The 22,553-nt window shown below is 46.3% G+C and carries 18 protein-coding genes; 6 read left to right on the top strand and 12 right to left on the bottom strand.

Going from position 1 to position 22,553, the window contains the following annotated elements; genetic code table 11:
- The first annotated feature begins 282 nt into the window (after positions 1-282).
- Positions 283-1,491 carry a glycosyltransferase gene (locus QUA27_RS06035; RefSeq protein WP_333066986.1) on the top strand — a complete coding sequence of 403 codons (1,209 nt, stop codon included), beginning with the start codon at positions 283-285 and terminating at the stop codon, positions 1,489-1,491.
- Between the two features lie 253 nt (positions 1,492-1,744).
- Here the strand turns inward: QUA27_RS06035 and QUA27_RS06030 are convergent, their stop codons facing one another.
- The 3 genes from QUA27_RS06030 to QUA27_RS06020 all read right to left on the bottom strand — a co-directional run bounded on the left by QUA27_RS06030 (position 1,745) and on the right by QUA27_RS06020 (position 5,174).
- Complete coding sequence (locus tag QUA27_RS06030; protein ID WP_333066985.1) at positions 1,745-2,653, bottom strand: AAA family ATPase; 909 nt, start codon at positions 2,651-2,653, stop codon at positions 1,745-1,747.
- 163 nt (positions 2,654-2,816) lie between these two features.
- Positions 2,817-4,031 (bottom strand): bifunctional riboflavin kinase/FAD synthetase, encoded by a 1,215-nt coding sequence (locus tag QUA27_RS06025; RefSeq protein ID WP_333066984.1) that lies wholly within the window; start codon positions 4,029-4,031, stop codon positions 2,817-2,819.
- A gap of 240 nt (positions 4,032-4,271) precedes the next feature.
- Positions 4,272-5,174 carry an MBL fold metallo-hydrolase gene (locus tag QUA27_RS06020; protein ID WP_333042449.1) on the bottom strand — a complete coding sequence of 301 codons (903 nt, stop codon included), beginning with the start codon at positions 5,172-5,174 and terminating at the stop codon, positions 4,272-4,274.
- A gap of 1,116 nt (positions 5,175-6,290) precedes the next feature.
- Here QUA27_RS06020 and QUA27_RS06015 point away from each other — a divergent pair.
- Positions 6,291-7,226 (top strand): hypothetical protein, encoded by a 936-nt coding sequence (locus QUA27_RS06015; RefSeq protein ID WP_333066983.1) that lies wholly within the window; start codon positions 6,291-6,293, stop codon positions 7,224-7,226.
- Here the strand turns inward: QUA27_RS06015 and QUA27_RS06010 are convergent.
- Positions 7,194-7,811 (bottom strand): hypothetical protein, encoded by a 618-nt coding sequence (locus QUA27_RS06010; RefSeq protein WP_333066982.1) that lies wholly within the window; start codon positions 7,809-7,811, stop codon positions 7,194-7,196. The genes QUA27_RS06015 and QUA27_RS06010 overlap by 33 nt on opposite strands.
- Before the next feature lie 529 nt (positions 7,812-8,340).
- Here QUA27_RS06010 and QUA27_RS06005 point away from each other — a divergent pair.
- The gene (locus QUA27_RS06005; protein WP_333066981.1) at positions 8,341-9,246 is read left to right on the top strand and encodes an alpha/beta fold hydrolase; all 906 of its coding nucleotides are present in this window, start codon (positions 8,341-8,343) and stop codon (positions 9,244-9,246) included.
- A 307-nt stretch (positions 9,247-9,553) separates the two neighbouring features.
- On the opposite strand, the gene QUA27_RS06000 is transcribed toward QUA27_RS06005, so the two are convergent.
- The gene (locus QUA27_RS06000; RefSeq protein WP_172188290.1) at positions 9,554-10,078 is read right to left on the bottom strand and encodes a DUF4330 domain-containing protein; all 525 of its coding nucleotides are present in this window, start codon (positions 10,076-10,078) and stop codon (positions 9,554-9,556) included.
- A 372-nt stretch (positions 10,079-10,450) separates the two neighbouring features.
- Here QUA27_RS06000 and QUA27_RS05995 point away from each other — a divergent pair, with 372 nt between their 5' ends.
- Positions 10,451-11,302, top strand: a complete 852-nt coding sequence (locus QUA27_RS05995; RefSeq protein ID WP_333066979.1) for a M48 family metallopeptidase — start codon at positions 10,451-10,453, stop codon at positions 11,300-11,302.
- A gap of 179 nt (positions 11,303-11,481) precedes the next feature.
- Here QUA27_RS05995 and QUA27_RS05990 read toward each other — a convergent pair whose 3' ends face one another.
- The 5 genes from QUA27_RS05990 to rfbF all read right to left on the bottom strand — a co-directional run bounded on the left by QUA27_RS05990 (position 11,482) and on the right by rfbF (position 16,360).
- Complete coding sequence (locus tag QUA27_RS05990; protein ID WP_333066977.1) at positions 11,482-12,252, bottom strand: metallophosphoesterase family protein; 771 nt, start codon at positions 12,250-12,252, stop codon at positions 11,482-11,484.
- Between the two features lie 329 nt (positions 12,253-12,581).
- Positions 12,582-13,328, bottom strand: a complete 747-nt coding sequence (locus QUA27_RS05985; protein ID WP_333066975.1) for a DUF1995 family protein — start codon at positions 13,326-13,328, stop codon at positions 12,582-12,584.
- A 176-nt stretch (positions 13,329-13,504) separates the two neighbouring features.
- Positions 13,505-14,236: a cyclase family protein gene (locus QUA27_RS05980; protein WP_333066973.1), complete on the bottom strand. Its 732-nt coding sequence runs from the start codon at positions 14,234-14,236 to the stop codon at positions 13,505-13,507.
- A 77-nt stretch (positions 14,237-14,313) separates the two neighbouring features.
- Positions 14,314-15,378, bottom strand: a complete 1,065-nt coding sequence (locus tag QUA27_RS05975) for an acyl-CoA dehydrogenase family protein (RefSeq protein WP_333066971.1) — start codon at positions 15,376-15,378, stop codon at positions 14,314-14,316.
- A 205-nt stretch (positions 15,379-15,583) separates the two neighbouring features.
- Entirely contained in the window at positions 15,584-16,360 is a 777-nt protein-coding gene (gene rfbF, locus QUA27_RS05970) for a glucose-1-phosphate cytidylyltransferase (RefSeq protein ID WP_333066969.1), read from the bottom strand.
- A 318-nt stretch (positions 16,361-16,678) separates the two neighbouring features.
- Here rfbF and QUA27_RS05965 point away from each other — a divergent pair, with 318 nt between their 5' ends.
- Positions 16,679-17,218 carry an RNase A-like domain-containing protein gene (locus QUA27_RS05965; protein ID WP_333066967.1) on the top strand — a complete coding sequence of 180 codons (540 nt, stop codon included), beginning with the start codon at positions 16,679-16,681 and terminating at the stop codon, positions 17,216-17,218.
- Positions 17,215-17,514, top strand: a complete 300-nt coding sequence (locus tag QUA27_RS05960; RefSeq protein WP_333066965.1) for a contact-dependent growth inhibition system immunity protein — start codon at positions 17,215-17,217, stop codon at positions 17,512-17,514. Before QUA27_RS05965 ends, QUA27_RS05960 begins: the two co-directional genes overlap by 4 nt.
- A gap of 73 nt (positions 17,515-17,587) precedes the next feature.
- Here QUA27_RS05960 and QUA27_RS05955 read toward each other — a convergent pair whose 3' ends face one another.
- On the bottom strand, positions 17,588-18,916 hold the full coding sequence (locus QUA27_RS05955; RefSeq protein WP_333066963.1) for a GH39 family glycosyl hydrolase: 1,329 nt from the start codon (positions 18,914-18,916) through the stop codon (positions 17,588-17,590).
- Between the two features lie 71 nt (positions 18,917-18,987).
- Entirely contained in the window at positions 18,988-22,494 is a 3,507-nt protein-coding gene (locus QUA27_RS05950) for a glycosyltransferase (RefSeq protein WP_333066962.1), read from the bottom strand.
- Positions 22,495-22,553 lie beyond the last annotated feature (59 nt).

Raw genomic sequence — 22,553 nt, 5'->3', positions numbered from 1 at the left:
AAAGGCTTTCATGGCGATCGAGCTGCCTGCGTGAAAATCAAGGGTTTGTGACTACTACCTAAAAAGTGTCGTGACTATTGTATTAAAAATGTAAAATGTGTGGATTGATTTCCTCTCGCCGAAATAGCGATCGCCCCGCTGTCACTTCCCCCATCCCACCAAAAGCGATCGCCCTCCGCCCCTGCTCAAATAAGCTCAACAAATCAGCTAAATTTGTTGCCCACGTACTGCGGTCAAAGGCTAAACTAATCTAAGTTTTACCATAAAATTTTCTCCCCGTTCATGAACATCGCTTATTTAGTCAACCAATATCCCAAAGTCAGCCACAGCTTTGTCCGCAGAGAAGTCCTAGCCGTTGAAAATTGCGGCATGAAAGTCGCAAGATTTTCGATCCGATCCTGCGAGTCTGAACTCGTTGATAAGGCGGACAAACTAGAGCAAGAATTGACTAAAGTAATCTTAGGAGTTGGTGTAAAGGGGTTAGCGTGGGGTTTGCTTCGAGTTGCGGCAACTAGACCCATTCGATTCATCGAAGCTGTGCGGTTAATGTTTAAAGTTGGCTGGCACTCGGAACGGGGGATTTTGCTGCATCTAGCTTATTTAGCAGAAGCTTGCATTCTTTTAAATTGGTTTGCAGAATCGGGTATCGCACACGTTCACGCTCACTTCGGGACAAATTCCACAACAGTCGCAATGCTGTGCCGCGTGCTTGGCGGTCCGAGTTACAGTTTCACCGTTCACGGCCCTGAAGAATTTGATAAAGCCACACTTCTTTCCTTAGACGAAAAAATTAAACGATCGACCTTTGTAGCAGCGGTTAGTTCCTTCGGTAAAAGTCAGCTTTTTCGGTGGTGCGATCGCACTTTTTGGTCAAAAATTCACGTCATACACTGCGGCGTAGATGCCGCATTTTTAGCTGCACCCTACGTTCCCATACCCGCAGCACCCCGCTTAGCTTGCATTGGCCGGCTCAGCGAACAAAAAGGTCATTTGTTATTGCTAGAAGCTGCTAACTTGCTAGCAGTTCAAGGCTTGCAGTTTAAGTTGGTACTTGTAGGAGACGGGCCGCTGCGATCGGATATTGAACAGCAGATTGTGCAACTCGGCTTGCAAAATCATATAGAAATTACCGGGTGGGCCAGTGGCGATCGAGTTCAGCAAGAGATTTTAGCTTCGCGGGCAATGGTATTGCCGAGTTTTGCTGAAGGTTTGCCCGTCGTCATTATGGAAGCCCTCGCTCTCAATCGGCCCGTAATTAGCACTTATGTTGCTGGCATTCCCGAGCTCGTAGAACCCGGTGTTTGCGGTTGGTTAGTTCCTCCCGGTTCCGCAGAAGCATTAGCGGTAGCGATGCGCGCAGTATTGGAAGCACCTTTAGAAAAGCTAGAACAAATGGGGAAAACAGGAGCCGAGAGAGTTACTCAACAACACAATGTTGATTTAGAGGCCAAAAAATTAGTCGCGCTGTTTGAGAGTGCTATTAAGCCGTGATTAAAAAATTAGTAAGGCAATGCTGTTTCCCTACCCCAAAATAATCATTAGCCCCCCTCGGATGTAACTCTCGCCCTATTAATGGTAGGGAAACGGCACTGCCGTTTCCTGACGGTGGGTAATATTAATTCCGATGCCACCGGATTTGATATAATAAGGGCGAGCATCATGCCTATCCCATAATAAAAATCATTCTTTGTGGAACAGGCATCTTGCCTGTTTATTTAATTAGAACGACCTACTTACAAACTTTTTAAGGAATAGGAACAGAGCGCAACAATCGATCGACAATTGCCTTAGCCCTCCTTCCCCCCGCCGGAATTAAACGGTGAGATAGTACGTGCGGCGCCACATACTTAACATCATCATCAGTAGCAAAATCCCGGCCCTCCATAAATGCCAAAGCCTGGGAGGCCCGGTGCAACGCCACCGCACCCCGGGGACTCACCCCCAGAGTAATCTCCTCATCCTCCCGCGTCGATCGCACCAAATCTACCATATACTGTTTCAAAGAGCCTTCCACCTTCACCGCAGCGCACAAACGCCGCAGTTCCTGCACCTGTTCCAAAGAAATACAAGGCTGCAAATCTTCCACTGCAAAACTATCAGAAAGCCGTTCCAACATTTGCAACTCTTCCAACGCAGCGGGATAGCCCAAAGTCAAAGACAAAGTAAACCGATCCATTTGCGCTTCCGGTAGCGGAAAAGTGCCTTGATATTCGATCGGGTTCTGAGTCGCAATCACAAAAAACGGCGCCGGAACATTTCGAGAAACTCCATCTACTGTCACCTGCTTTTCTTCCATCACTTCCAGCAAAGCTGACTGAGTTCGCGGCGTCGCCCGATTGATTTCATCGGCAAGCAAAACATTAGCAAAAACTGGGCCGGGCAAAAACTCAAACTCTCCACTGCGCGGATTCCAAATATTAGTACCGGTGATATCCGTCGGTAACAAATCGGGAGTGCACTGAATCCGCTGAAACTTCCCATCGATCGATCGCGCCAAAGACTTCGCCAGCAGCGTTTTTCCCACACCGGGCACGTCTTCCAGCAGCGCGTGCCCACCCGAAAGCACGGCTACCAGCACCAAGCGAATAGCATCCGCTTTGCCGACCATAGTTTTGCTTAGATTTTGTTTGAGCCGCTCAATATGTTGTCTCATATCCCTGATTACTAAGTGCTAATTGCTAATGGTTGATCGAACATCAAACTGCCAAAATCTTGAGTCTTTGCCTTGCGGACTGCGGATTTGTACAACTAGAATTTAGTCTGACTCATCTTGCACCATTTTTAAAACCGATCGCCCGTTCTATATCACATAATTATTAGACTTTAGCAGTTAAGAGGCTTCTAGCAATATCACAATCTGCCTGAATTTGAGTTTTGAGAGCATCCAGAGAAGTGAATTTTTGTTCGGGTCGCAAAAACTCTACTAAACTCGCGCTCAAGGTTTGACCGTACAAATCCCCAGACCAATCTAACAGGTGAACTTCCACAGTGGGTTGCAGCCCGTCTACTGTCGGGCGGCAGCCAACATTCATCACCCCATTGACAAAAGATAAATTGGATGCTGTACCCGGAATTAGAGATTTGGGATTTTCCCGCTGATAGGAAGAACTTTCCTCTTTCATCTTTTCCCATCCATGCTTCAGCGAGACTCGCACCGCATACACGCCAAAACGTGGCAAAAATTTTTCCGGCGGCAGTTCGATATTAGCAGTAGGAAATCCGATCGTCCTGCCCAGCCGCTGTCCGCCAACCACAGTTCCGACTAAACTGTAAGGTCGCCCCAGCAACTGATTCGCTCTTGTGAGGTCGCCAGATGTCAGACCTTCGCGGATTGCAGAACTGCTGATCCGATCGCCCTCACCGCAATTGTGCAGGGGTGCAAGAGCAACATCAATACCGTAACCGGCGGCGATCGACTGTAAATCCACAGCCGTTCCAGCGCGTCCCCGTCCAAACCGAAAATCAACCCCCACACTAATTCGACTCGCTTTTAGTTGCCGCACCAAAATTTCCTCGACAAACTCACAAGCAGTCAAAGCCGCCAATTCTCGATCGAACGGCAGCAGCACAAGTTGCTCGACGCCCATTGCTGCGAGCAATTCTACCTTTTCTGCCAGAGGTGTTAGCAGTTTTTTCGGTTGACCCGTAAAGAATTCTTGCGGGTGCGGATCGAATGTCACCACAGTGCTGTAAAGTCGATCGACCCCATCAGAATCGCGACCAGAGAGGCTGTTGCCGTCGGCCCTAATGCCTATCAAACCCTCGAAATTATGGGTGCTGCCAGCTCGATCGGGCGGTGCTGCTGAGTCATTTTCGCAGGTCGCCGGATATTCCCTTGGCAAATTTTGATCGGTGTCAACGTTTGAGCGCGTGTTTTGCCCCGACGCAAAAACCGTCGCAGAATTTGGTCCAGGCGATCGATTTAAAATTGGCTGCACGACTTGTCGATGCCCTAGGTGCAAACCATCAAAGTTTCCCAAGGCAACAGAAGTTGGAGTCAGAGCAGCGGTACAAGAAGAAGTTACCCACACGCTTAAAATTTTGACATACTTAGTCAGATTGCGATCGCCAGTCGATGTTAGATTTTAGATGTTAGATTTTAGAATTGACTCCACAGATAAATCTGGAAGTTTGAACTTTGGTCTAAACTTTTTGGTTTTCCACGACAGGAGTACGTGGCACGGTATCCGTCTTTGAGTGAGGTCAGCCCTCGCTTAAATTTCAGATTTCTCTGAGCAAGATTTCAGAACCATCTGACAAGCTCAAATCCCTCAGACAGACACTTGAGGGGCTTGCACCGACGCTTCCGACAAATCGTTATCGGGAGGCAGCAATTGTAACGACAAACCTTCCCGCGCCATCAAGCTATTCGGGAACCTTTGAGCCACTTGTTCTCCCACCCTGTCTAAAAACTCGTCATTGTGCAGCGGGTCGTGGTGAAAAATCACCAACTTTTTGACATTAGCAGCCTTTGCCACCTTCACCGCTTCCTGCCAAGTCGAATGTCCCCAGCCGACCTTGCTGCTCTTCTCGGCATAATACTCCTCATCGGTATAAGTAGCGTCGTAGATCAGCACCTCAGCATCCTGAGCCAAATACAGCACATTTTCGTCTAAACGATCGGGAAAATGTTCGGTATCAGTCACGTAAGCAGCCGCATACCCCCGCCAGTTGACGCGGTAGCCTATCGCTTCTCCGGGATGGTTCAACAAAGCAGTTTCCACCTTAATCTCTCCGAGCTCCAGCGGTTTTCCCACTTCTATATCGTTAAATTTGAGGTCTGCCCCCATAATTTGCAGGGGTACCGGAAAATTGGGGTGCAGCATCTGGTCGTGCAGGCGCTGCTGGATAGTAGCCTTATTAGGAGCAATAGCCCCATAGATGTGAAAGCAGTTCCCAGGAATAAAAGCTGGGACAAAAAATGGGAATCCTTGAATGTGATCCCAGTGAGAGTGAGTAAAAAACATATGAGCTTTTACGGGCATCTGGGACAGGAGAGTTTGTCCCAAAACCCGCAATCCAGTACCGCCATCGAAAATTAGGCGACTGTCACCCACTCGCATTTCTACACAGGGCGTGTTGCCCCCGTAACGTACTGTTTCTGCCCCGGGAGACGCTATGCTACCTCTAACGCCCCAGAAGTGAACCGTGAATTGGTTTTGCATACTAGACATGGGTTTTCTTGCAAGATTGTTCCGGCGAGTTATCGGTAAGGTGTTTACATATTACTAAGGGCTTTACCATCAAACCCAAGTTCTTTGACGGTCGAGTTCCCCACTTGTGGGAAGTGCCAAGAGTCTCGCTCATCGCGAGAATGCAAAACTGTTGGGCTTGACAACTGAGTAATAAATTACAAGGTAGACTAATCAAGTCTCGATCGTAACTATTCTTTTCCTCTCTTCACTAGCCTAACCTCCGCAGACACACTTTGGGGCCGCAGTTCTGTCTGAGTTTGGTCAAAAGCCGCTGTTTTTCCAGCCTCCGCAGTTGCCGAACACGATGATCGCGCGGTCGGTTTTTTGCCTTGCTGCTTTACGGGTTGGAACCTGGATGATGGCTTTCCTGCTATCTAATCCGGTCGATCGACCATAATAGGCAGGTGTCGGGGCTGTTTTGCGCCGATATCTGGCCGATATTGCCGATCGGGCGTGAATGGGCCTCTACAAGAATGACGGTTAGTTTATCAGACTTGAGATTCCCGCCATTTAACCCCTCCCCATGAGCATCAGGGAGTCCTTTTTACCAGAACCCGGTTTAATTAACTCAACTCCCATTAATTCAAAAATCTTAGCAGTTTAGGAATGCTCCTGCTATTAATTATCCGCCAAGACTGTCTGGATTCTGGGCCCGCCCAGAGGCTGCGGTTCGTCCCGCTAGCGGTCAAACTGAACCCAGCCTCATCTGACACCGGGGTAGTAGCGAGAGTCCGGGCCTGCGGGCAAAAGGCTAAATTTTCGTCGTGCATTTCTTGGCAGACGAATTGAATCACTCAAAATTCACCTATTTTTGGAAAATAAAAAATTTCGATTTTTTACCATCATGCCAACTCCGAGCGCCATTCTGTCTCAAGAGTGATGCAAAAATATTCCCTGTTAACCTGTGGTGCTTTTCCCAACAATCTTCAATAGCTCTATTTTGGGTAAGGATTTCTCGGAATTCCGCGCAGTTGCGGTACTCGTCACGGGTTTGAATTTCGGGTATCATAGAGTCTTAGACTCTTGTTTACCGAGAATCTAAATCAGTGCTAAAAAAGCCTGGATAACTTTAAGTTATTTTTCAAAATAGTCAGTATGAATGAAGTTAAAAAAACTACAACCAAGCTGAATAGATCGCCTGTGAAAGTGGCAGATCGCACTTTGGAACTCGGCAATCTCCCCTTGAGCGACCTGTCTTTAGAAATAACTGATGGCCAAGCTTTGAGGGAATTTAGTTCGGACGATCATCGCGCGTCGGGAACCCCAACAGCCACGGGCCGGACTGCCGAAACAAGGCGTAGGAGGGCAGATGGTAAGACCTCCTGGACGCGATCGCCTGTGGTTTCTACTGCTCTTCTCAAGTGGCTGCTAGAGCATTTGACTCGATCGAAAGGTTGGCTGGCAGTTGTCACGCTGGCAGGAGTTTGGGGGTTGTGGAACAGTGAGTTACTGTTTTCCACAGGTCTGGGGATAGCAGCGATGATGCTGGTTTACCGAGGGCAGTCGTGGGACTGGCAATTGCTGCGGGCAAAAGGCGAGCAATTTTGGGAGGGCCCGAACCGCCGATTTGTTTTAGCGGTGGGTACGGGCGGGATTGCTACCTTGGGCGCTTACATGAGTTTGGGGATTTGGGCGGACTCCGATAGCCATTGGATGGCTTTGAGCCTGATTTTGCAGAATTTGGGCACGATCGCGATTGCAGGACTGTTGCTGCGGCAAGGGTTGAGTCTGGGGGCCGCAAAAGATGAAGTGGCGCTCGATCGCATCTTAGCGGATTTGACTGATGCTGACCCCGTGAAGCGTTTGATTGCAGTGCGACAAATGACCGATTTGGTGAATAAGGGTGGGTTTGGTCCTGTGAGTTCAGTCAAAAGTTCGATCGCCCGTTCCCGCGCTGCCGAGTGCTTTCGGCTGATGCTGAGTCGGGAACCAGAAGCTTTAGTCCGCAATGCCCTTCTCGAAGGTTTGCAGACTTGGGATGCTACTTATGGCATGGCTTTAAAATCCAAACACCAAGTCATCGACTATTAGCTGACCGTCAAAAGCGTAAAAAGTAATTTTATGAATATTCCGAGCTTTTACGCGCAGGGGAGCCCTAGGGGCGATCGGAGAATTAGACCCCACCAGATTCGGCGCCGGCATTTCATCCTGAACAATTGGGTTGCCGTCAATGTCACAAGCAGATAAAACAGTTCGTCGCGAACTGGTGACAAGCCCCGACACCCAGCGAACTGGATACTTAAAAGTTACTTCTATCAGTCCGCTTTTGGGGGCCCCCATTAACACTGTTGCTCCAGAACCCGTGAAAAAGGCTGGGTTTGAAGGTTGGATGGCGACGGCATTGCTAAAAGTCACCCCCCAATGTGCAAACTGGTGTTCTACTACTTCAAAGCATTTCAAGTCTTCTAAAGCTACGCGGACGATCGCAGGTACTGTTGTGGCGCGCGATCGCACCTCTGACCCTGCGCCTGAGCGTTCTGGAGTGGCGACAAAAGACTTTTTGTCGTTTAAATCCATGCTTCGACAGGCTGTGTCAAATTCTGCAAACCCGTCAGATTGAAGACTTTTTGCATCAACCATAAAACCCTCGCGATCCCGTTTTCTGAGCAGTTGCATTTTAGTAGACCTCCCTGAGATTAGTTGTTTCTTCTGTTTTGGAATTGATAACGGCGAGGCCAGTGATTGCCAAACCTGCAATTAGGAATCGAAACCCCATTGCCCGCCCTCCAACAAAGACTTTCGACCTCAAAAGCCACTGCTCCGCAAAATATCGTGATTAATGATTTGTGATTGGCCAGGGTCTGCCAACCTGCCGCCTGCCTGAAAGCGACTTCTAATAGTCCTCCTTTCCGAGCGCCTGCTTTCGGGGCTGGCGAACAGACTCTATTTTGGTGAGGGGTCTTACCCATCATTTTGCTATTATCTCCGATCGGCGGTAGTTTGCAAGGGTAAGGATAACTACACAGCCGAATTGCCCAAATCGCAAAACTTACTTGCTGTCTGTAGTTTCACGCTTCACCTGTACTAAAATAGATTTAAATCATTACTCAATCTTTACAAAAACGCCACCAGCTTTGCAAGTTTTTTAAACAAAGACGGGGCGATGGAAAAGAATCTAAAATATAACAGCGATTGAGGTTAGTTTATGCTTGTACCCCTCGGCTTCGGTCAGCGATCAATAGTTACTTCTCTCGGCAGAATGGTTTACTACACTGCTGAAAAAATGCCTTGGATGGGGTTGCCGACCTCAACTTCGGAAAAGCAACCAAACTTAGTATTTTTTCACGGTTTTGGTGGCGGGTCGAGTGCCTATGAATGGTCGAAAGTTTATCCGGCTTTTGCGACAGAATATCGAATTTTAGCACCGGATTTAATCGGTTGGGGGCGATCGGAACATCCGGCAAGAAATTATCAGGTAGAAGATTATATCACAACTTTGATCGAATTTCTCGAAAAAACTTGCGGCAGTCCGACAGAAGTGATTGCTTCTTCGCTAACAGGGGCGATCGCGATTCGAGCTGCGATCGCACGGCCGGATCTCTTCAAATCCCTAATTTTGACCATACCCAGCGGTTTGTCGGACTTCGGACAAGATTACGGCAGCAGTTTCTTCGCTAAGCTAGTCAACACGCCAATTTTAGATCGCTTGCTCTACAGTACCGGAATCGCCACAGACGGCGGCATCCGTAGCTTCCTAGAACAACGTCAATTTGCCGATTCCCGTCGCGTTTACCAAGAAATTGTTGATGCTTACCTCGCATCTGCTTTGGAACCAAATGCAGAATATGCCGCCCTGTCTTTTGTGCGGGGAGATTTGTGCTTTGATTTGTCGCTGTACATCACTCAGCTAACAACACCGACAGCGATTATTTGGGGAGAAAAATCGCAGTTTACCGGGCCCGATATCGGCCAGCGGTTGGCAAACCTCAACCCCGAAGCAATCAAAGTTTTTCAACCTCTGGAAAACGTAGGTTTGACTCCGCAGTTAGAAATTCCCGCTGTTACGATTGGGTTAATTAGGCAATATTTAAAGTTGCTTTCAGAAGGGTGAAGAAGTTCGGCAACGGATTTTTTAACGGATGCAAACGGATGTCACAGATAGAGGTTCCAGGTTCGAGGGAAGAAGGAAGATTAATTTCCCACTACCCATAGATGTGAACTTAATCCTAATGACCGCTGTATCTCTTATATCCAAGTCTATATCCCCCTTAATAAGGGGGACTTTGACAATAATCTTGTCCCCCCCTTTCTTAAGGGGGGCTAGGGGGGATCTAGACTCTCCTAGAAGCGAGATTTATCATGAATTTTAGTCTGAATTTGACACTACTGACAACTGTCAACTGACAACTGACTACTAATTATTCTTTGACTCGCACGTCGATAACGCTGGCGTTGAAAATGTACTTGTTGCCTTCAAGCTCTAGCGTAGTGCCAATTTTGACTTTCGTATTACCTAAAACCGGACCATTTTCAGTAAGTTGACCTTTTCCCTCTAAGGTAAACATCATATTTTTGCTGAAGGCTTCTTCTTCTCTGGGATCGGGGAGAGCTTTCAGAGTGCCGTTGGGCTGAGGAACTGCTAGGGTTCTGGTGAGAGTTTTGACAGATTTGATGGTAATCTGACCGGAGGGTTGATTGCGGATCACCACATTGATTTTATCGCCTGCTTTGAACAAATCTTGAACGTTTGTTCCTTTGAGACCGATCGCAATTGCATCAATTTCTACAGGTTTGACACTGGTGCCGACTTGGGCGACGGAACCGCCAGAAGTGCCGGGAAAGAAGAAGATTCCGACTGCAACTAGCAGTACGATTAGAGCGGCACCTACGTCTAGGATGCTGAGTTTGCCGAACAGTCGGCCTTGAGAATCCAAAATTTTCATAAATCGCCTATTATACTGATAGCGACAGGAGTATGTTTACAAGCTCAGGACTTACGCAGACATCGATGAAAAACAGATGCTGCTATTGCTGAGCTACCGCTGGCAATGACATACTTTATTGATGCGTAAGTCCTGAAGCTAAAAGATATTACCACAACGATCGCCCAAAATCCGCATGACTGGGGCACTTAACCCAGAAGGCAGTTAACGGCGGTTGGTTAGCCTTGGCTGGATCGCCCAAAAGCTGGTGGCGCCGTTCAAAATTGACAAAAAGCTAGAATAGCAACTAAGCAGCCTCAAATTACGTCTGCCTATTTAGTGACTTTTCGAGTTTTTCCTACAATTTTATCTAACTTCTGGCACGTATCACTCATGTTAAAAAGTTTTTGGTTGACTTGCCGGCGTACTTGCGGCCGGGGGATTTATCTGTTTCTGTCCCTGATTGTGGCTGCGGGTATCGGGGTGGTTTCCCCGGAACCGACTCAAGCATTTTCTTTGCCTGAACTGATTTTTCGGGGCATTCAAGTTATTCAATTGTCGAATATGTCCGATCGCCAAGAGGTGGCTATTGGCCAACAAATTAATCAGCAGTTAACGAACAGCGAGTTTAAGATTGACCGCGATCGGGATACTACAGAATATATCAACCGCATCGGTCAGCGGCTCGCTCAAGAAAGCACTCGCCCCGATATTCCTTATACTTTTCAAGTGATTGACGACGACAATATTAATGCTTTTGCGACAATGGGCGGTTTTGTTTATGTCAATAAAGGCTTGATGGCAGCGGCGGACAATGAGGCAGAATTGGCAAGTGTGATCGCCCACGAAATCGCTCACATTAATGCTCGCCACGCGCTTAAACAAATGCGTCAAATGGCCATAGCTTCAGGCGTAGCTTCGGCGACAGGGCTCGATCGATCTCAGGCGGTTCAGATTGGGGTGGAACTGGCTTTGCGTCGTCCCCACAGCCGCCAAGCTGAGTATGAAGCCGATCAGTTGGGATTGCAAACTATGGGGCGAGCAGGCTACGCTCAATCTGGGATGGTTGATTTTATGAAAAAGTTGCTCAACAAGCCTTCTCCTCCTAGCATTTTGAGCACTCACCCGGCAACTGGCGATCGTATTGCTGCTATTTCGCAGGCTATAGATCCGGAGCTTGCTAGCGGTGAAGGTTTAAATAATGAGGATTACAGGCTAGAAATCCGCAGACTTTTAGGTTCGTAGCAATTCTAAATCGGTCAGGCGCTCTCTTGTTTTATCTTCTCTTTTCTTACTTCGCGATGTTCGCGTCGAAAGCGGTTCGCTACAAAATCAATCTAGTTCTTAGAGTGCGTCAGCGATCGGGTCAATTTGGATTTAATCGATCAAACTTAAACTGACGCACCCTACAACTAAAACTTGATTTAACACTGCTGTTGAACAACAGAATCCATCGCAGGTTCCGGCGGTGCAATCGGCTGCGGCTTCAATTGCCTGACAACTTCGTCAAAGGGCAAAATTCGGACTTGATTGTTAAATACATTTACTTGATAAACTCTGCGGTAGCTGAGGTCAAATCCTGTCAGCCAGCCGCTTTTGGGATGATAAGCACCCGTGTCAATGTCCAACCACCCTTCGCCCCTGACTAATTCGCCCGGTCTGACCCCATGAAAGGTAAAGGTGATCGTGTGACCGGTGATAATTAATTTATTGGGAAAATAGGGTTTCGACATGGTGTGAAATTCCTTGCGAATCCAACACAGTTGTTCGATCGACTGTTCATCGATCGACAGATGGGGGTCAACGCCGGCGTGAACCAGCCAGATGTCCCCTAAGTCCAGATGCGTGGGGAGCGATCGCAGCCACTCTAAGTGTTTGTACGGCATCATCCCTGTATCTCTGTAGCTTGCCACTGTCGCATCGCCGCCACTGTAGAGCCAAGATTGCCACGCTCGCATATCCATCGGCGTCCCCGACAAAGCCTCCAGCATCAGTTGTTCGTGGTTGCCCAACAGAGTTTGGTAGGGGCTTTGCTGCACAAAATCTAATACCTGAGCGCTTTTGGGGCCACGATCGATTAAGTCTCCCAAAAAATAGACGCGATCGTTCGAGCTGGGGGCAAGTGCCTCTAGCAGGGTCATTAAGCCGTCGTAATGCCCGTGTACGTCCCCGATAACAATGCGCCGGTGCTCCATTGTGTTTATCCGCTTCCCTGACTCAAAAGCCCCATCTCTAGCTTATAGCATCTGATTTTGCTGCTATTTGCCTCCCCTCTTTTACGGTGGAGGGGTGTCACCCATTATACTGCTTTGTATAAATGTCGTGTAAAGCTCGCCAGTGTCTGTTTGCGTAGCTACAGATAGCAACACAGGCAAGCTGTTAATTGTGCTTCTGCAACTGCTGTTACTGAGGCAAAGCTTTGAGTTATTTCACGCTTTAGGGTGCATCAGCGATTAGCCGACCGATTAAGTCGAAAATAATTCTAGCTGACGCACCCTAAAAGACGATCGAGCCTTAACGATTGTCACTGAGTCAAAGCTTTGAGGAATGTCTGGAGTTCTGCCAAAAAACCTTTCTTTTTTACAGGTTTGGCAGGTGTGGTGGAGTCAGGATCGGCGCTTGGGAGAGAAGCGGCTAAAATCCGCTCTAAATCGTCTCCGACTGGTTTTTGGGCGGTTTCAGAAATTAGTTCGTATTCGTCGTTTGTTTCCAGCCACACTTGCCACGGTTGAGGGTAGCAGCGGAATAAAGCAGCAGTGTCTAGGGGTCTGATATAGTAGCAGGATTCAATTTTGCTGAGGAATCGATCGCGCAATTGGCGGCCCGCATAGCCTATACCTATGGTGGCAACATCTTCCAGGCGGGGGTTGAGTAGAATTACTGGGCGACCGGCCGCAGCTATGTAAATTTTTTCGACTTGGGCAACTTCTACGGCTGCTGGATTGATCAAAAGGAAAAGTTCATCTTCCGGTGCTATTTTATCTTCAACAGGGGTGCGACTGCTACCCAAATCAGTGACTTTAAAGGGTGTTTCTCCCCAGTCACGGCGCGCGAGGGCTGCCGCACCGGTGTCGGGAAAAAAGACTTTTACTCCGGGGTAGATTTCCTCAAATTCTGGGAGGAATTGTAAGGTGATAGACTGTGCTTGCAGGGCGATTTCTGGAAATACTAATTCGACTTGCAGTAGATTTTTGCCGTCCGAGAGGGCAGCGGCGGTGGCAATGCGGGATTGGGCGATCGCCTCGTTGAGATCCTTGGGCAGTTCTGTCATTAATCTTATTGTTTTTACTCGACTTCTCTCAATCTAATTTTACCTGAGATATTGCACCATTCTCAATTACCTATTTAGGAACAGGCAAGATGCCTGTTCCACAAGAAAATTCACTCTTTATGGAACAGGCATCTTGCCTGTTCTTGAGAATAGTACAATATTTAAGTTTTACCGCATTAAGCGACAAAAGCTAACACCGACACAGGCGAGCCGGAACCTCCCAAAAGGCGCAATATTCCGATAACTAAAGTGATGTCAGCCGCAGGTAACAAGTCGAGATTTGCCAGATTTTCCAGCACTATTCGCTGCTTTTCCAATACCAATTTATTCACCACAAAACTTTCATCTCGCCCAGTATCGACTCCGTGGGTGTCGGTTCCAATTCCGGCGATATAGCGTTCTTCTAGCAAAAATTGAGTGGCTGCTTTGCCAAATCCGGGAAAGTGGCAAATTCCGCTCTCGTCTCGGTTGAAAAATGCTCGCTCGTCATGCCATTTTTCTTGCCAGCCAGTATACAATAAAACTAGATTTCCCGGTTCTATAAGTTTGTGCTGCCGTTCCCAAGTCAATATATCATCAATTGTTAAAGTGTAGTCGGGATTGGCAAGACTTTGCTCTCGGATGTCGATAGTAATTGCGGGGAAAACTAGCGACTGCGGGGAATAATTATCAATGCTGGCGCCTCCTGCATAAAAGCTGTTGGGTGCGTTGATGTGAGTGCCGCTATGTTCTCCCATTGAGAATTTTCGCAGGAAATACCCGTCTGTTTCTATTTGAGATACTGTGGCAATTTCTGGGGATGGATCTCCTGGCCAAATGGGAATATTTGGGTGAATTACATGGGTTAAGTCTATAATTTGGCTGTAGGCTATCGTTTTTAAGTTATTTGAGCTGAAGTTGTTTGTCATCAGGTTAAATATATCTATTATTTATTAAACAAAGTTGAGTTTTTGACCTTTTGCAAGCTCAATATAAAAGATAAAATCTAAAATTCGATTAGTCGATCGAGTGTTGCTTCCATAACATCCTTTGTTTGTCCGGAAACAGTATACAGCAAAGCTTCTCGGTAAACTCTCCCGGCGGGGTGTAGCACACCATTAGCAGCACCGCTAGAAACTGCCACCGTCGCGTGCCCGCAACGCACTGCTAAATCAATGGCTTGAGCTCGCAGCGCTAATTGTTCTGCTTTCGAGCTATGTTGAGATTGTGGGAACTTCTGTTTTAGCCGATCGAGCTTTTGCTCTAATTTTTGGGAAGCCGCCGCTATCAAAGGTGAATTCTTAACAGCAGCCGCTGCTGCAATTACATCCAACCCCGCTCGAATACAGCCAAAAGTACCCGGAACAAAATTCAGTATATTTTTGCTGTCGTTTTCCGAAATCCAGCCGACAGGTTTAACTGAAATTATTTCCGATTCATGCAGCAACCAATTATCGAGAGTGGCTGTCACAGTATTAGTCGAACTCATGGCGATTAACTGCATGATTTCGCTAAAAGCTATTTTCCCCGATTCGCGTTCAATATTGGCAAAAGGCACTAAACCGAAAACAGAGCGTTCGTCAGGAAGTACCGCGGCTACAATAAACTTTTGAAACAAGCCAAAACCTGTTACCCAAGGAACTTTTCCTGACAGTAAATACCCCGATTTTGTGGGAGTTGCGGTGACTGCCGGATTGCCCGATCGCCTTAAATGCGAAAACCCAATACCCAAGCGTAACTCTTTTTGGGCGATCGCGGGCAAGTATCTGCTTTTTAGGATTTCATTGTCGCTGTTAGCAAGCATCGCAGTTGCGCTGTGGTGCTGAGTTTGCAGGAAAGACAAAGCGCCGGAATATCGAGCCGTCAATTCTTGATATTGGTAAAAAATCTCCGGTGCAATTTCAGCGCCGCCCCATTTTTGGGGAACTCGCAACGCTAAGAGCGATCGATTCTCTAATCCAGCAACTGCTGTTTTCAGCGCTTCCCAGTCGCTGTCGATAATTTCCGCGTGGGGTGCAACGCACTTTTGTAGGTAAGTTTCTGTGCTGTTGAGAATTTCTTGGGAATCCATTCTTTATAATTATTTTATAGTAAGTTTTACCTTATTTATAAAAGTTTCATTTCCCACTAATAGGGAACTCTAAAAACCCAGTGACTACGATTTTTGCGACCAGTCACGAAAAATCTACGAAGCAACCGGATTTATGAGGTAATTTTATAGTAATTTTTATTCAAACTTGTGTGGGGCAGAAATTGAATTTCGCGCCCCAACTAATTTATTTCCACACTTTCCAAGGAGCCTTCCCTTCATCCCAAAGCTCATTTAAATACTTGTATTCTCGAAAAGTATCCATCGCAAAAAAGAAGCCTTCATGACGGTAAGCCATCAACTGTCCCTCTGCGGCCAAACGCTGCATCGGCTCCTGTTCTAAAATACAATCATCTTCCCCTAAATACTCGAATACCCGGCGGTTAAATATCATATATCCAACACTAATCCAGCCGTCGATTTGAGGTTTTTCAGTAAATTGAACTACGCGGCTATCGCTGTCTACCTCCAAAATCCCAAAGCGAGAAATAGGGCGAAACGTAGTGACAGTTGCCAGCTTCCCGTGAGATTTGTGAAAATCCATCAAGGCTTCAATATCGACATCAGCTACTCCATCGCCGTATGTCACCATGAAATTCTCGCGATCGATATATTTTTCGATCCGTTTTACCCGCCCTCCTGTCATGCTTGCGGCGCCAGTTTCAGCTAGTGTCACTTTAAAATCTTGTTCGAGATGTTCCTCGTGATAAGTGATGGTATTTTGGCGTCCCAGACAGATAGTAAAGTCATTGTTCATGGCTTCATAATTGAGGAAATATTCTTTAATCATGTTGCCTCGATAGCCTAAGCACACAATAAAGTTTTGGAAACCGAAGTGTGCATAGATCTTCATGATGTGCCAAATAATCGGATGCCCCCCCACCTCAACTAAGGGTTTGGGACGAAATTCTGTTTCTTCTCTGAGACGAGTACCGAGACCGCCTGCTAGGATAACTACTTGCATTTTTTCACATTTTTAAAGATAATAAATTAACTTATCATCAATCATCAAGATTTTTTTCAAAGAATTATTAACATTTTCTCATAGTGAGTGAAGCTTTGTAAACCGGAGAAATCACGAACTATTATAAATAATTGTAGGGTGCGCGCAACCGCAGCGTGTATTTGAATGCTGCGCGCAATTTCTAACTAACAGTAGGGTGGGTACTGCGAACTGTATATTTTAATACAGCGCATTTTCTAACTTACTAAGAGTCGATTAAGAAATAGACAAAAGAACAGCAAGTACCTATACTAAATATAAGAAAGAGATTCAACAGCCATGAAAAATCAACTCGATCGCCTAAAAAAGTTTTTAGGTATGCTCTGTGCAATCGCCTCAATAATTATATTATTCCAATCGGTTATACCTGGTGTTTACGCCACGGTTGTTGTACCGGAAGGCTCAACTATAGCACCAACCACCCTAGCTTTTGTTCCGAACATACCGGGCGGCGGATTAGACTTTCACGAATCAGCAGGAGGGCACACTTTAGAGAGACACGTTGGTAAAACAGAAGCACAACTAGCACAGCGACTCGCAAGCGAAACGAGAATTTCTGCAGCATCTTCTTTTACCGATCGTTATGTCGCCGAAGCCGCTATTGCAGAAGCAATGAACAGAAATCAAAGTGCGATCGACTCCTGGGTGAAAAGTCCAGGCAATCGTTATACGATCGACTACAATGCCAACAGAATCATTGGCATTACTCTGCGTCGCCGCGCATCCAAAGCAACTTCAACATCTCGCCTGAGAATAGTCCTCCAGCGCAGCGCCAAATTACCTCCCGGATACTTTATTCTCACAGCTTATCCCCAATGATCAATCAATTTCCTCATTTAACCCAATTTTTCAGTTCCTACTTTCACCAAGACTGGCCATTAGAAGCTGACACTCCCAGTGATGTAGTGAACAACTACCGCAACGGCGAACCACCCGAAAGTGTTGAAGCTGCATCGCAAGAGCTGAGCCAATTGCTAGAAATGCCGATCGCCCCAGCCGATTTAGAAGTATTCATCCTCGATGAATTAGGGTGTTACTACGACCCCCAATCCGAAAATCAAACAGTCAGAGAATGGTTGGAATCTGTGCAAAAATCTTTAAAAAATCCCGGCTAAAATCTATATATTTGTAAGGACAAGGCACTGCCGTGTCCCTACAATTTGTTCACAATTTAATAGGAGAGGTAGCTCACTTGCTAACCGTTAATAAGTAACCTTCGTGGACGTTGAAGTTAGGGATAACATAAGCCAAGCTGCCACTACCCACCGAAAAACTTTCTTCTTTAACGGTGACAAGTTGTGGCACTGCTCCTTCTTGATTGTTGGGGATTTTCTCTAATTTTAGAGTTATTTTTTGACCTCTTTGAATACCAAGCTGCTCCAAATTGCCGAGGGTTAATGTTACCGTTGTTGCTGAGGAAAAATTGGGGTCGAAATAACCTAAAAGTATCTGTGCTTTACCTTCAGAATTTGATTTGCTGGCTAAAGCGACAAGGCGATTGTTATTTGACCAGCTCCGCACCCGCGAATTAACTCCCTCAGCATAAGCTTTGTATGTCCACCAAGCTGCTCTCGGTTCAAAATTATTAGGCGTGACCATCCCACTCAGCGTATTGTTGAAGCAATTGCTAACTTTATTTGGCCCTTTGCTCTCCCAACAAGCTCTGCAAGCCCCGTCAGCTTTTGCATACTCCAAGTTATACAAATAACCTAAGATTTCCCCCGGCTGGTACTGCGCTAAGTTCCCCACAATTTCATTGACGTAAATTTTTTGCAATTTCAGTTCCTTGTAAGAGGGACTTTGCTGAAAATTGCGTTTAGCCTCAATTACGTGATCGTCAACAAATAAAATCATCGTGTCGTTAAGTTCGTGCCATGAGAGGAAGTTTACTTCAAGTTTGTTGGCCTTGCAGTAATCCAAAAAAGCGGCGAGATATTCTTTGCTGTAGCGGCCGAGGCTCGGCCCGCCAATCATTGCTGACGGTCCCAATTCTTCCCGCAAGATTTTGTAAGCTCTTTTGTAAGTTTCAAAGAATTGTTCTCTGCTTCCCTTCCAAAATGGATCTTTCAAATCTGGTTCATTCCATACATCCCAAATAATTTTTTTGCCTTTATTTTGCTGGGCTAACTGTCGGATGAATGCTTCCCACGCGGGGTAATTTTGATATGGCCAGCCATTGGGATTGCTACCGTAGCCCCACAAGTCGCTAACTACTAACTGAAACTCGGATCCGCTGGCAATTACTCGATCGTAAATATCGAGTCTCCCCGCGCGCCAAAGTTTGGGCTGCAAGGGTTTGATCGAGCTATCCGGCGGTTTGGCAGTGTCGATTCCGTGCAGGATGCCACTCATGGAAATTGTACCGGTGGCTGGCTGTCCAAAATCTACTGTAACGTTCGATCGCAGTTGGGCGATCGCTCTTGGCTGTCCCAAATAGGCTATTAACAGAACAGTGACAATAGCTAAACCAATTGGCAGCAGTTTATTAATACGTGGGAACTTGAATGTAAGTTGCATATTTTTCTTTGGTTGATGTTTGGTGGAATGGGCATCTTGCCTGTTCCTAACAATGCTGCAATAACTCAGTTTTAACGCACGGATGACAACACTTCAAAACCCTGTATTGATTCTATAACTTGTTGCCATGAACGCGAATTGATCAGCTCGTTGGTATCAAACCTAACTCCTTTTTCCGCAGCGAAAATACCAAAATTTTTCACCCAATCAAAGATAGTTTCTGTGGTAAAATAAGGGGTGCATGCCCAAGCAGATTGCAAATTATTCACCATCTCGGACATATCTCCCCGATCGTAAGCCTCCCAAGCTTTCCACACTAAATAATAGTATTTCAGCAGGCTATCCACTTGCTGTACCTGCTTTTTGAGTTTCGGACTAATAGAGAAACTGTCGCTCTCATCATAACTTACAAATGCCTGTTCAATTATTTCTCCATATTCCCGAAGCATCCGTTCTTCTTTGAATAGTTCTTGGGCTCGCGCTTTGCACGATTGTCCTGCAAGCCTGCGCGCTTCGGGATTTTCTGCCCATATTTCGACCGTTTCTATTAACTTTTTTACTGTTCCTGCTGGATCGATTGTAGGATCGGGCAGTAGCTTTCCCGTGTCTCCCAATTCTTCGGGAATACCGCTGACTGCTGTGGCAATTACGGGCAATCCTTTCGCCATTGCTTCCATAATTGCTAGTGGCATTCCCTCTGCTTCGGAAGATAAGATAAAGATGTCGCTGGCGTCTAGCCAATCGGCAATATCCCAGCGCTGTCCTAAGAATTTAACCTGTTCTTCTACTCCTAATTGGCTCACAGTTGCTCTTAATTCAGGTTCCAGATTGTCGTGAGTAGTAGACCCAGGACCTGCCCAAACAAAGTAAATTTGGGACCAAATGGGACGATTTTTCAATTGGGCGATCGCCTGCAATTGATACTGATATCCTTTAATTGGAGTCAATCTCGCCGCCGTGAAACAAACAACAGCATCTTCGGGGATTCCTTGTTCTTGACGCAGGCGTTGGCGAGTTGAAAGATTCGGCGGCTCAAAATAACTATTGGGTCTGCCATAATAGATTACTTTTCCTCGTTCTAGATGCGCTTTAAATAGACTTTGGAACAAGTTTAAATTCTCGTGGGAAACTGCTACTGCTGCTTTGGCTACCATGTACTGGTAGGCAACTGCATCGAAATAGGGAATTTGATCGCCGCGATCGAAGGTCTCATAATTGCGATTGATATAACCCAGACTGATTATGTACGGTATATTTTGCTCGATCGCAACTTGTTTTGCTGCAAAGTTAGCCATCGGCCAGCCGTCACTAAATATAATTAAATCCGGTCGAGCTTGGGCGTAAATCTTTTGAGCGTCATCTAAATTGTAAGCTATTCGCAAAAACTCTTTCATCGTGTCGAACTCTAGCCAAATATGTTCGATACCTAGCTGTTTTTGTTCGGTAATTAAAGGATTAGAAGCTTGACTTTGAACGCTGGTTACTCGGTAGCCATCCGCAGCTAATTTACACATCAGCGAGTGGTTAAACTGAGCCAAACCGCCGACTCCTGAGTCTTCTGTGTACAGGAGTACGTGCTTTTTTGGCTGCCGAGAAGTCGAACTGGGAGCCGATTGGAACTGATAAGGATTGTTCGCTGCGATCGCCACTATGTCTTGCCATTCCTGTAAGTTGGTTAAGGTATAGGCATCAAAGTTGTAGCCGTACTGTTCCGAAACCCCCTTAAAAGTTTCCAGCCAATTAAAAACAGTTTCAGTGCCTGTCAAATGAGTGTAATACAGAGATTTTTCCAGACATTCGACCATTGCTGGCAAATATCCATCGCGGTACATCCGCCATGCTATCCATACGAAACACTTGTAACGTTCCGCGCGTTTCAAGTCGCGGATGTGCTGAGGTAAGTCTGGTCGAGCGAAAAATTGCTCCATCAAAATTTCCGTATTTTTCATTAATTTGGAGCCGTTAGACATGATATTGCTGTCGTGCTGACGATAGCAGGTTAATATCTCTTTTAACCAAACTGACTTGCAGCCTTTTAAAGCTAAACGTAGCACAAAATCTAAATCTTCGGTTGGCGGCAAGCGATGATCGAAACCACCCAAGCGTTCCCACCACTCTCGCCGCAGCATCATGGCGCTGGGACGCACTGATTTGTACAAAACAAACGCTTCTAAATTTAATTTTGGTTCTTCTTCCCAAGGCTTTACTCCATAGATGCCTTTATCATTTTTGTCAACAATAACCCAACCTGTTTGCACCATCTCTAATGTGGGGTCAGCGTCAAAGCACGCTACTTGTTTTTCTAGTTTTTCTGGTAGGAAGAAGTCGTCAGCATCTAGAAAAGCTAAAAATTCTCCTTTTGCTAATTTACAAGCATGATTTCGAGCAATTGCTGCTCCTTGGTTATCTTGATAGATGTATTCAATTAAATCGAGGTAAGGTGACAAAACTTGGCTAGTGTTGTCAGTTGAGCCGTCGTCTACGACGATAATTTCCCAGTTTTGATAAGTCTGGCCCAGAACACTCTCTAGGGCTCTGACAATGTAGCGCTCGCAGTTGTAAACCGGGATGATGACACTGACGCGCACTTTTTTGGGAGGAAGGATACTAGCCATTAACTGTTTCCATTCGGGTATTTTTCTGAGAGCCATGCCATCAATTGGGCAGCCGTAGGTGTTAGAAATCCCGATAAGGCGCTTTACCCAATCTATTATAGTTAGTATCAGCGAGGACGGGGTATAATCCAAAGATTTTTGCAAATACTCAGTCATTTCTGCCGGATAGCCGCTGTAGTAAAGTTGCCACGCCATCCATGTCAGAGCTTCATACAACGCCTGCTTTTCTAATTGGCGGATGTCCTCTGGCAAGTCGGCTCTACTGAAGAAATTTTGCTTTAATTTAATACAAAGGTTAGCCTGTTTTAGCGCTCTCTGGATGGACACATTTTGCCCGTGCTGGCGGTAGCATACTGTCACTTCATGCAACCAAGCAGCTTCGCAGCCAGATAGTGCTAAACGCAAGATTAAGTCGGCATCATCTACTGAATCATACTGAGAATCAAAGCCACCGACTCGTTCCAGCCACTGCCGCGAAAACATCATCGCGCTGGGAAGTAGGGGCAGATAAACAATCCAGGTTTTTAAGTCTAGCTGAGGCAAGTATTCCCAGGGTTTGACATCGAAAATACTTTCGCCTTGCTCTTTAACCATTCGCCAGCCACTATTAACAATTCCTAATAATGGCTGAGCGTCAAATAAAGCAACTTGTCCAGCTAACTTTTCGGACAGTAAAAAGTCATCTTGATCTAAAAAAGCAATTAATTCACCTCGGGATTCCTGAATTCCTCGGTTGCGGGCGGCAGCTACTCCTTGGTTTTCCTGATAAACATAGCGAATTTTTTCAACATAAGGCTGCAACGCTTGACGGGTGTCGTCGGTTGAGCCGTCGTCTACGATGATAATTTCCCAGTTTTTATAGGTTTGGCTGATGACGCTTTCTACCGCTTGCGCGATGTAGCGATCGCCATTATATGCGGGAATTATTACACTTACTCGCGGTGTCGAATTAGCCATTGACATGAGTTTTATCGGTGATAAGGAAGGGTTCGGTAACTGATTCTGAAACGGAGGTAACGGAG

Origin of the sequence: Microcoleus harperi Pol14_C6 (genome assembly GCF_036701295.1) — a bacterium.
Lineage (GTDB): Bacteria > Cyanobacteriota > Cyanobacteriia > Cyanobacteriales > Microcoleaceae > Microcoleus.
The sequence above is the reverse complement of the archived record's forward strand: the minus strand, read 5'-3'. Positions and strand labels throughout refer to the sequence as shown.

Bases quoted from the DNA above. Each gene is read 5' to 3' on its own strand.
- QUA27_RS05965 (WP_333066967.1), top strand. From the start codon at position 16,679: ATGAAAAATCAACTCGATCGCCTAAAAAAGTTTTTAGGTATGCTCTGT.
- QUA27_RS06035 (WP_333066986.1), top strand. From the start codon at position 283: ATGAACATCGCTTATTTAGTCAACCAATATCCCAAAGTCAGCCACAGC.
- QUA27_RS05995 (WP_333066979.1), top strand. From the start codon at position 10,451: ATGTTAAAAAGTTTTTGGTTGACTTGCCGGCGTACTTGCGGCCGGGGG.
- QUA27_RS06005 (WP_333066981.1), top strand. From the start codon at position 8,341: ATGCTTGTACCCCTCGGCTTCGGTCAGCGATCAATAGTTACTTCTCTC.
- QUA27_RS05950 (WP_333066962.1), bottom strand. From the start codon at position 22,494: ATGTCAATGGCTAATTCGACACCGCGAGTAAGTGTAATAATTCCCGCA.
- QUA27_RS05975 (WP_333066971.1), bottom strand. From the start codon at position 15,378: ATGGATTCCCAAGAAATTCTCAACAGCACAGAAACTTACCTACAAAAG.
- QUA27_RS06015 (WP_333066983.1), top strand. From the start codon at position 6,291: ATGAATGAAGTTAAAAAAACTACAACCAAGCTGAATAGATCGCCTGTG.
- rfbF (WP_333066969.1), bottom strand. From the start codon at position 16,360: ATGCAAGTAGTTATCCTAGCAGGCGGTCTCGGTACTCGTCTCAGAGAA.
- QUA27_RS06010 (WP_333066982.1), bottom strand. From the start codon at position 7,811: ATGCAACTGCTCAGAAAACGGGATCGCGAGGGTTTTATGGTTGATGCA.
- QUA27_RS06020 (WP_333042449.1), bottom strand. From the start codon at position 5,174: ATGTCTAGTATGCAAAACCAATTCACGGTTCACTTCTGGGGCGTTAGA.
- QUA27_RS05990 (WP_333066977.1), bottom strand. From the start codon at position 12,252: ATGGAGCACCGGCGCATTGTTATCGGGGACGTACACGGGCATTACGAC.
- QUA27_RS05955 (WP_333066963.1), bottom strand. From the start codon at position 18,916: ATGCAACTTACATTCAAGTTCCCACGTATTAATAAACTGCTGCCAATT.
- QUA27_RS05980 (WP_333066973.1), bottom strand. From the start codon at position 14,236: ATGACAAACAACTTCAGCTCAAATAACTTAAAAACGATAGCCTACAGC.
- QUA27_RS06030 (WP_333066985.1), bottom strand. From the start codon at position 2,653: ATGAGACAACATATTGAGCGGCTCAAACAAAATCTAAGCAAAACTATG.
- QUA27_RS05960 (WP_333066965.1), top strand. From the start codon at position 17,215: ATGATCAATCAATTTCCTCATTTAACCCAATTTTTCAGTTCCTACTTT.
- QUA27_RS06000 (WP_172188290.1), bottom strand. From the start codon at position 10,078: ATGAAAATTTTGGATTCTCAAGGCCGACTGTTCGGCAAACTCAGCATC.
- QUA27_RS05985 (WP_333066975.1), bottom strand. From the start codon at position 13,328: ATGACAGAACTGCCCAAGGATCTCAACGAGGCGATCGCCCAATCCCGC.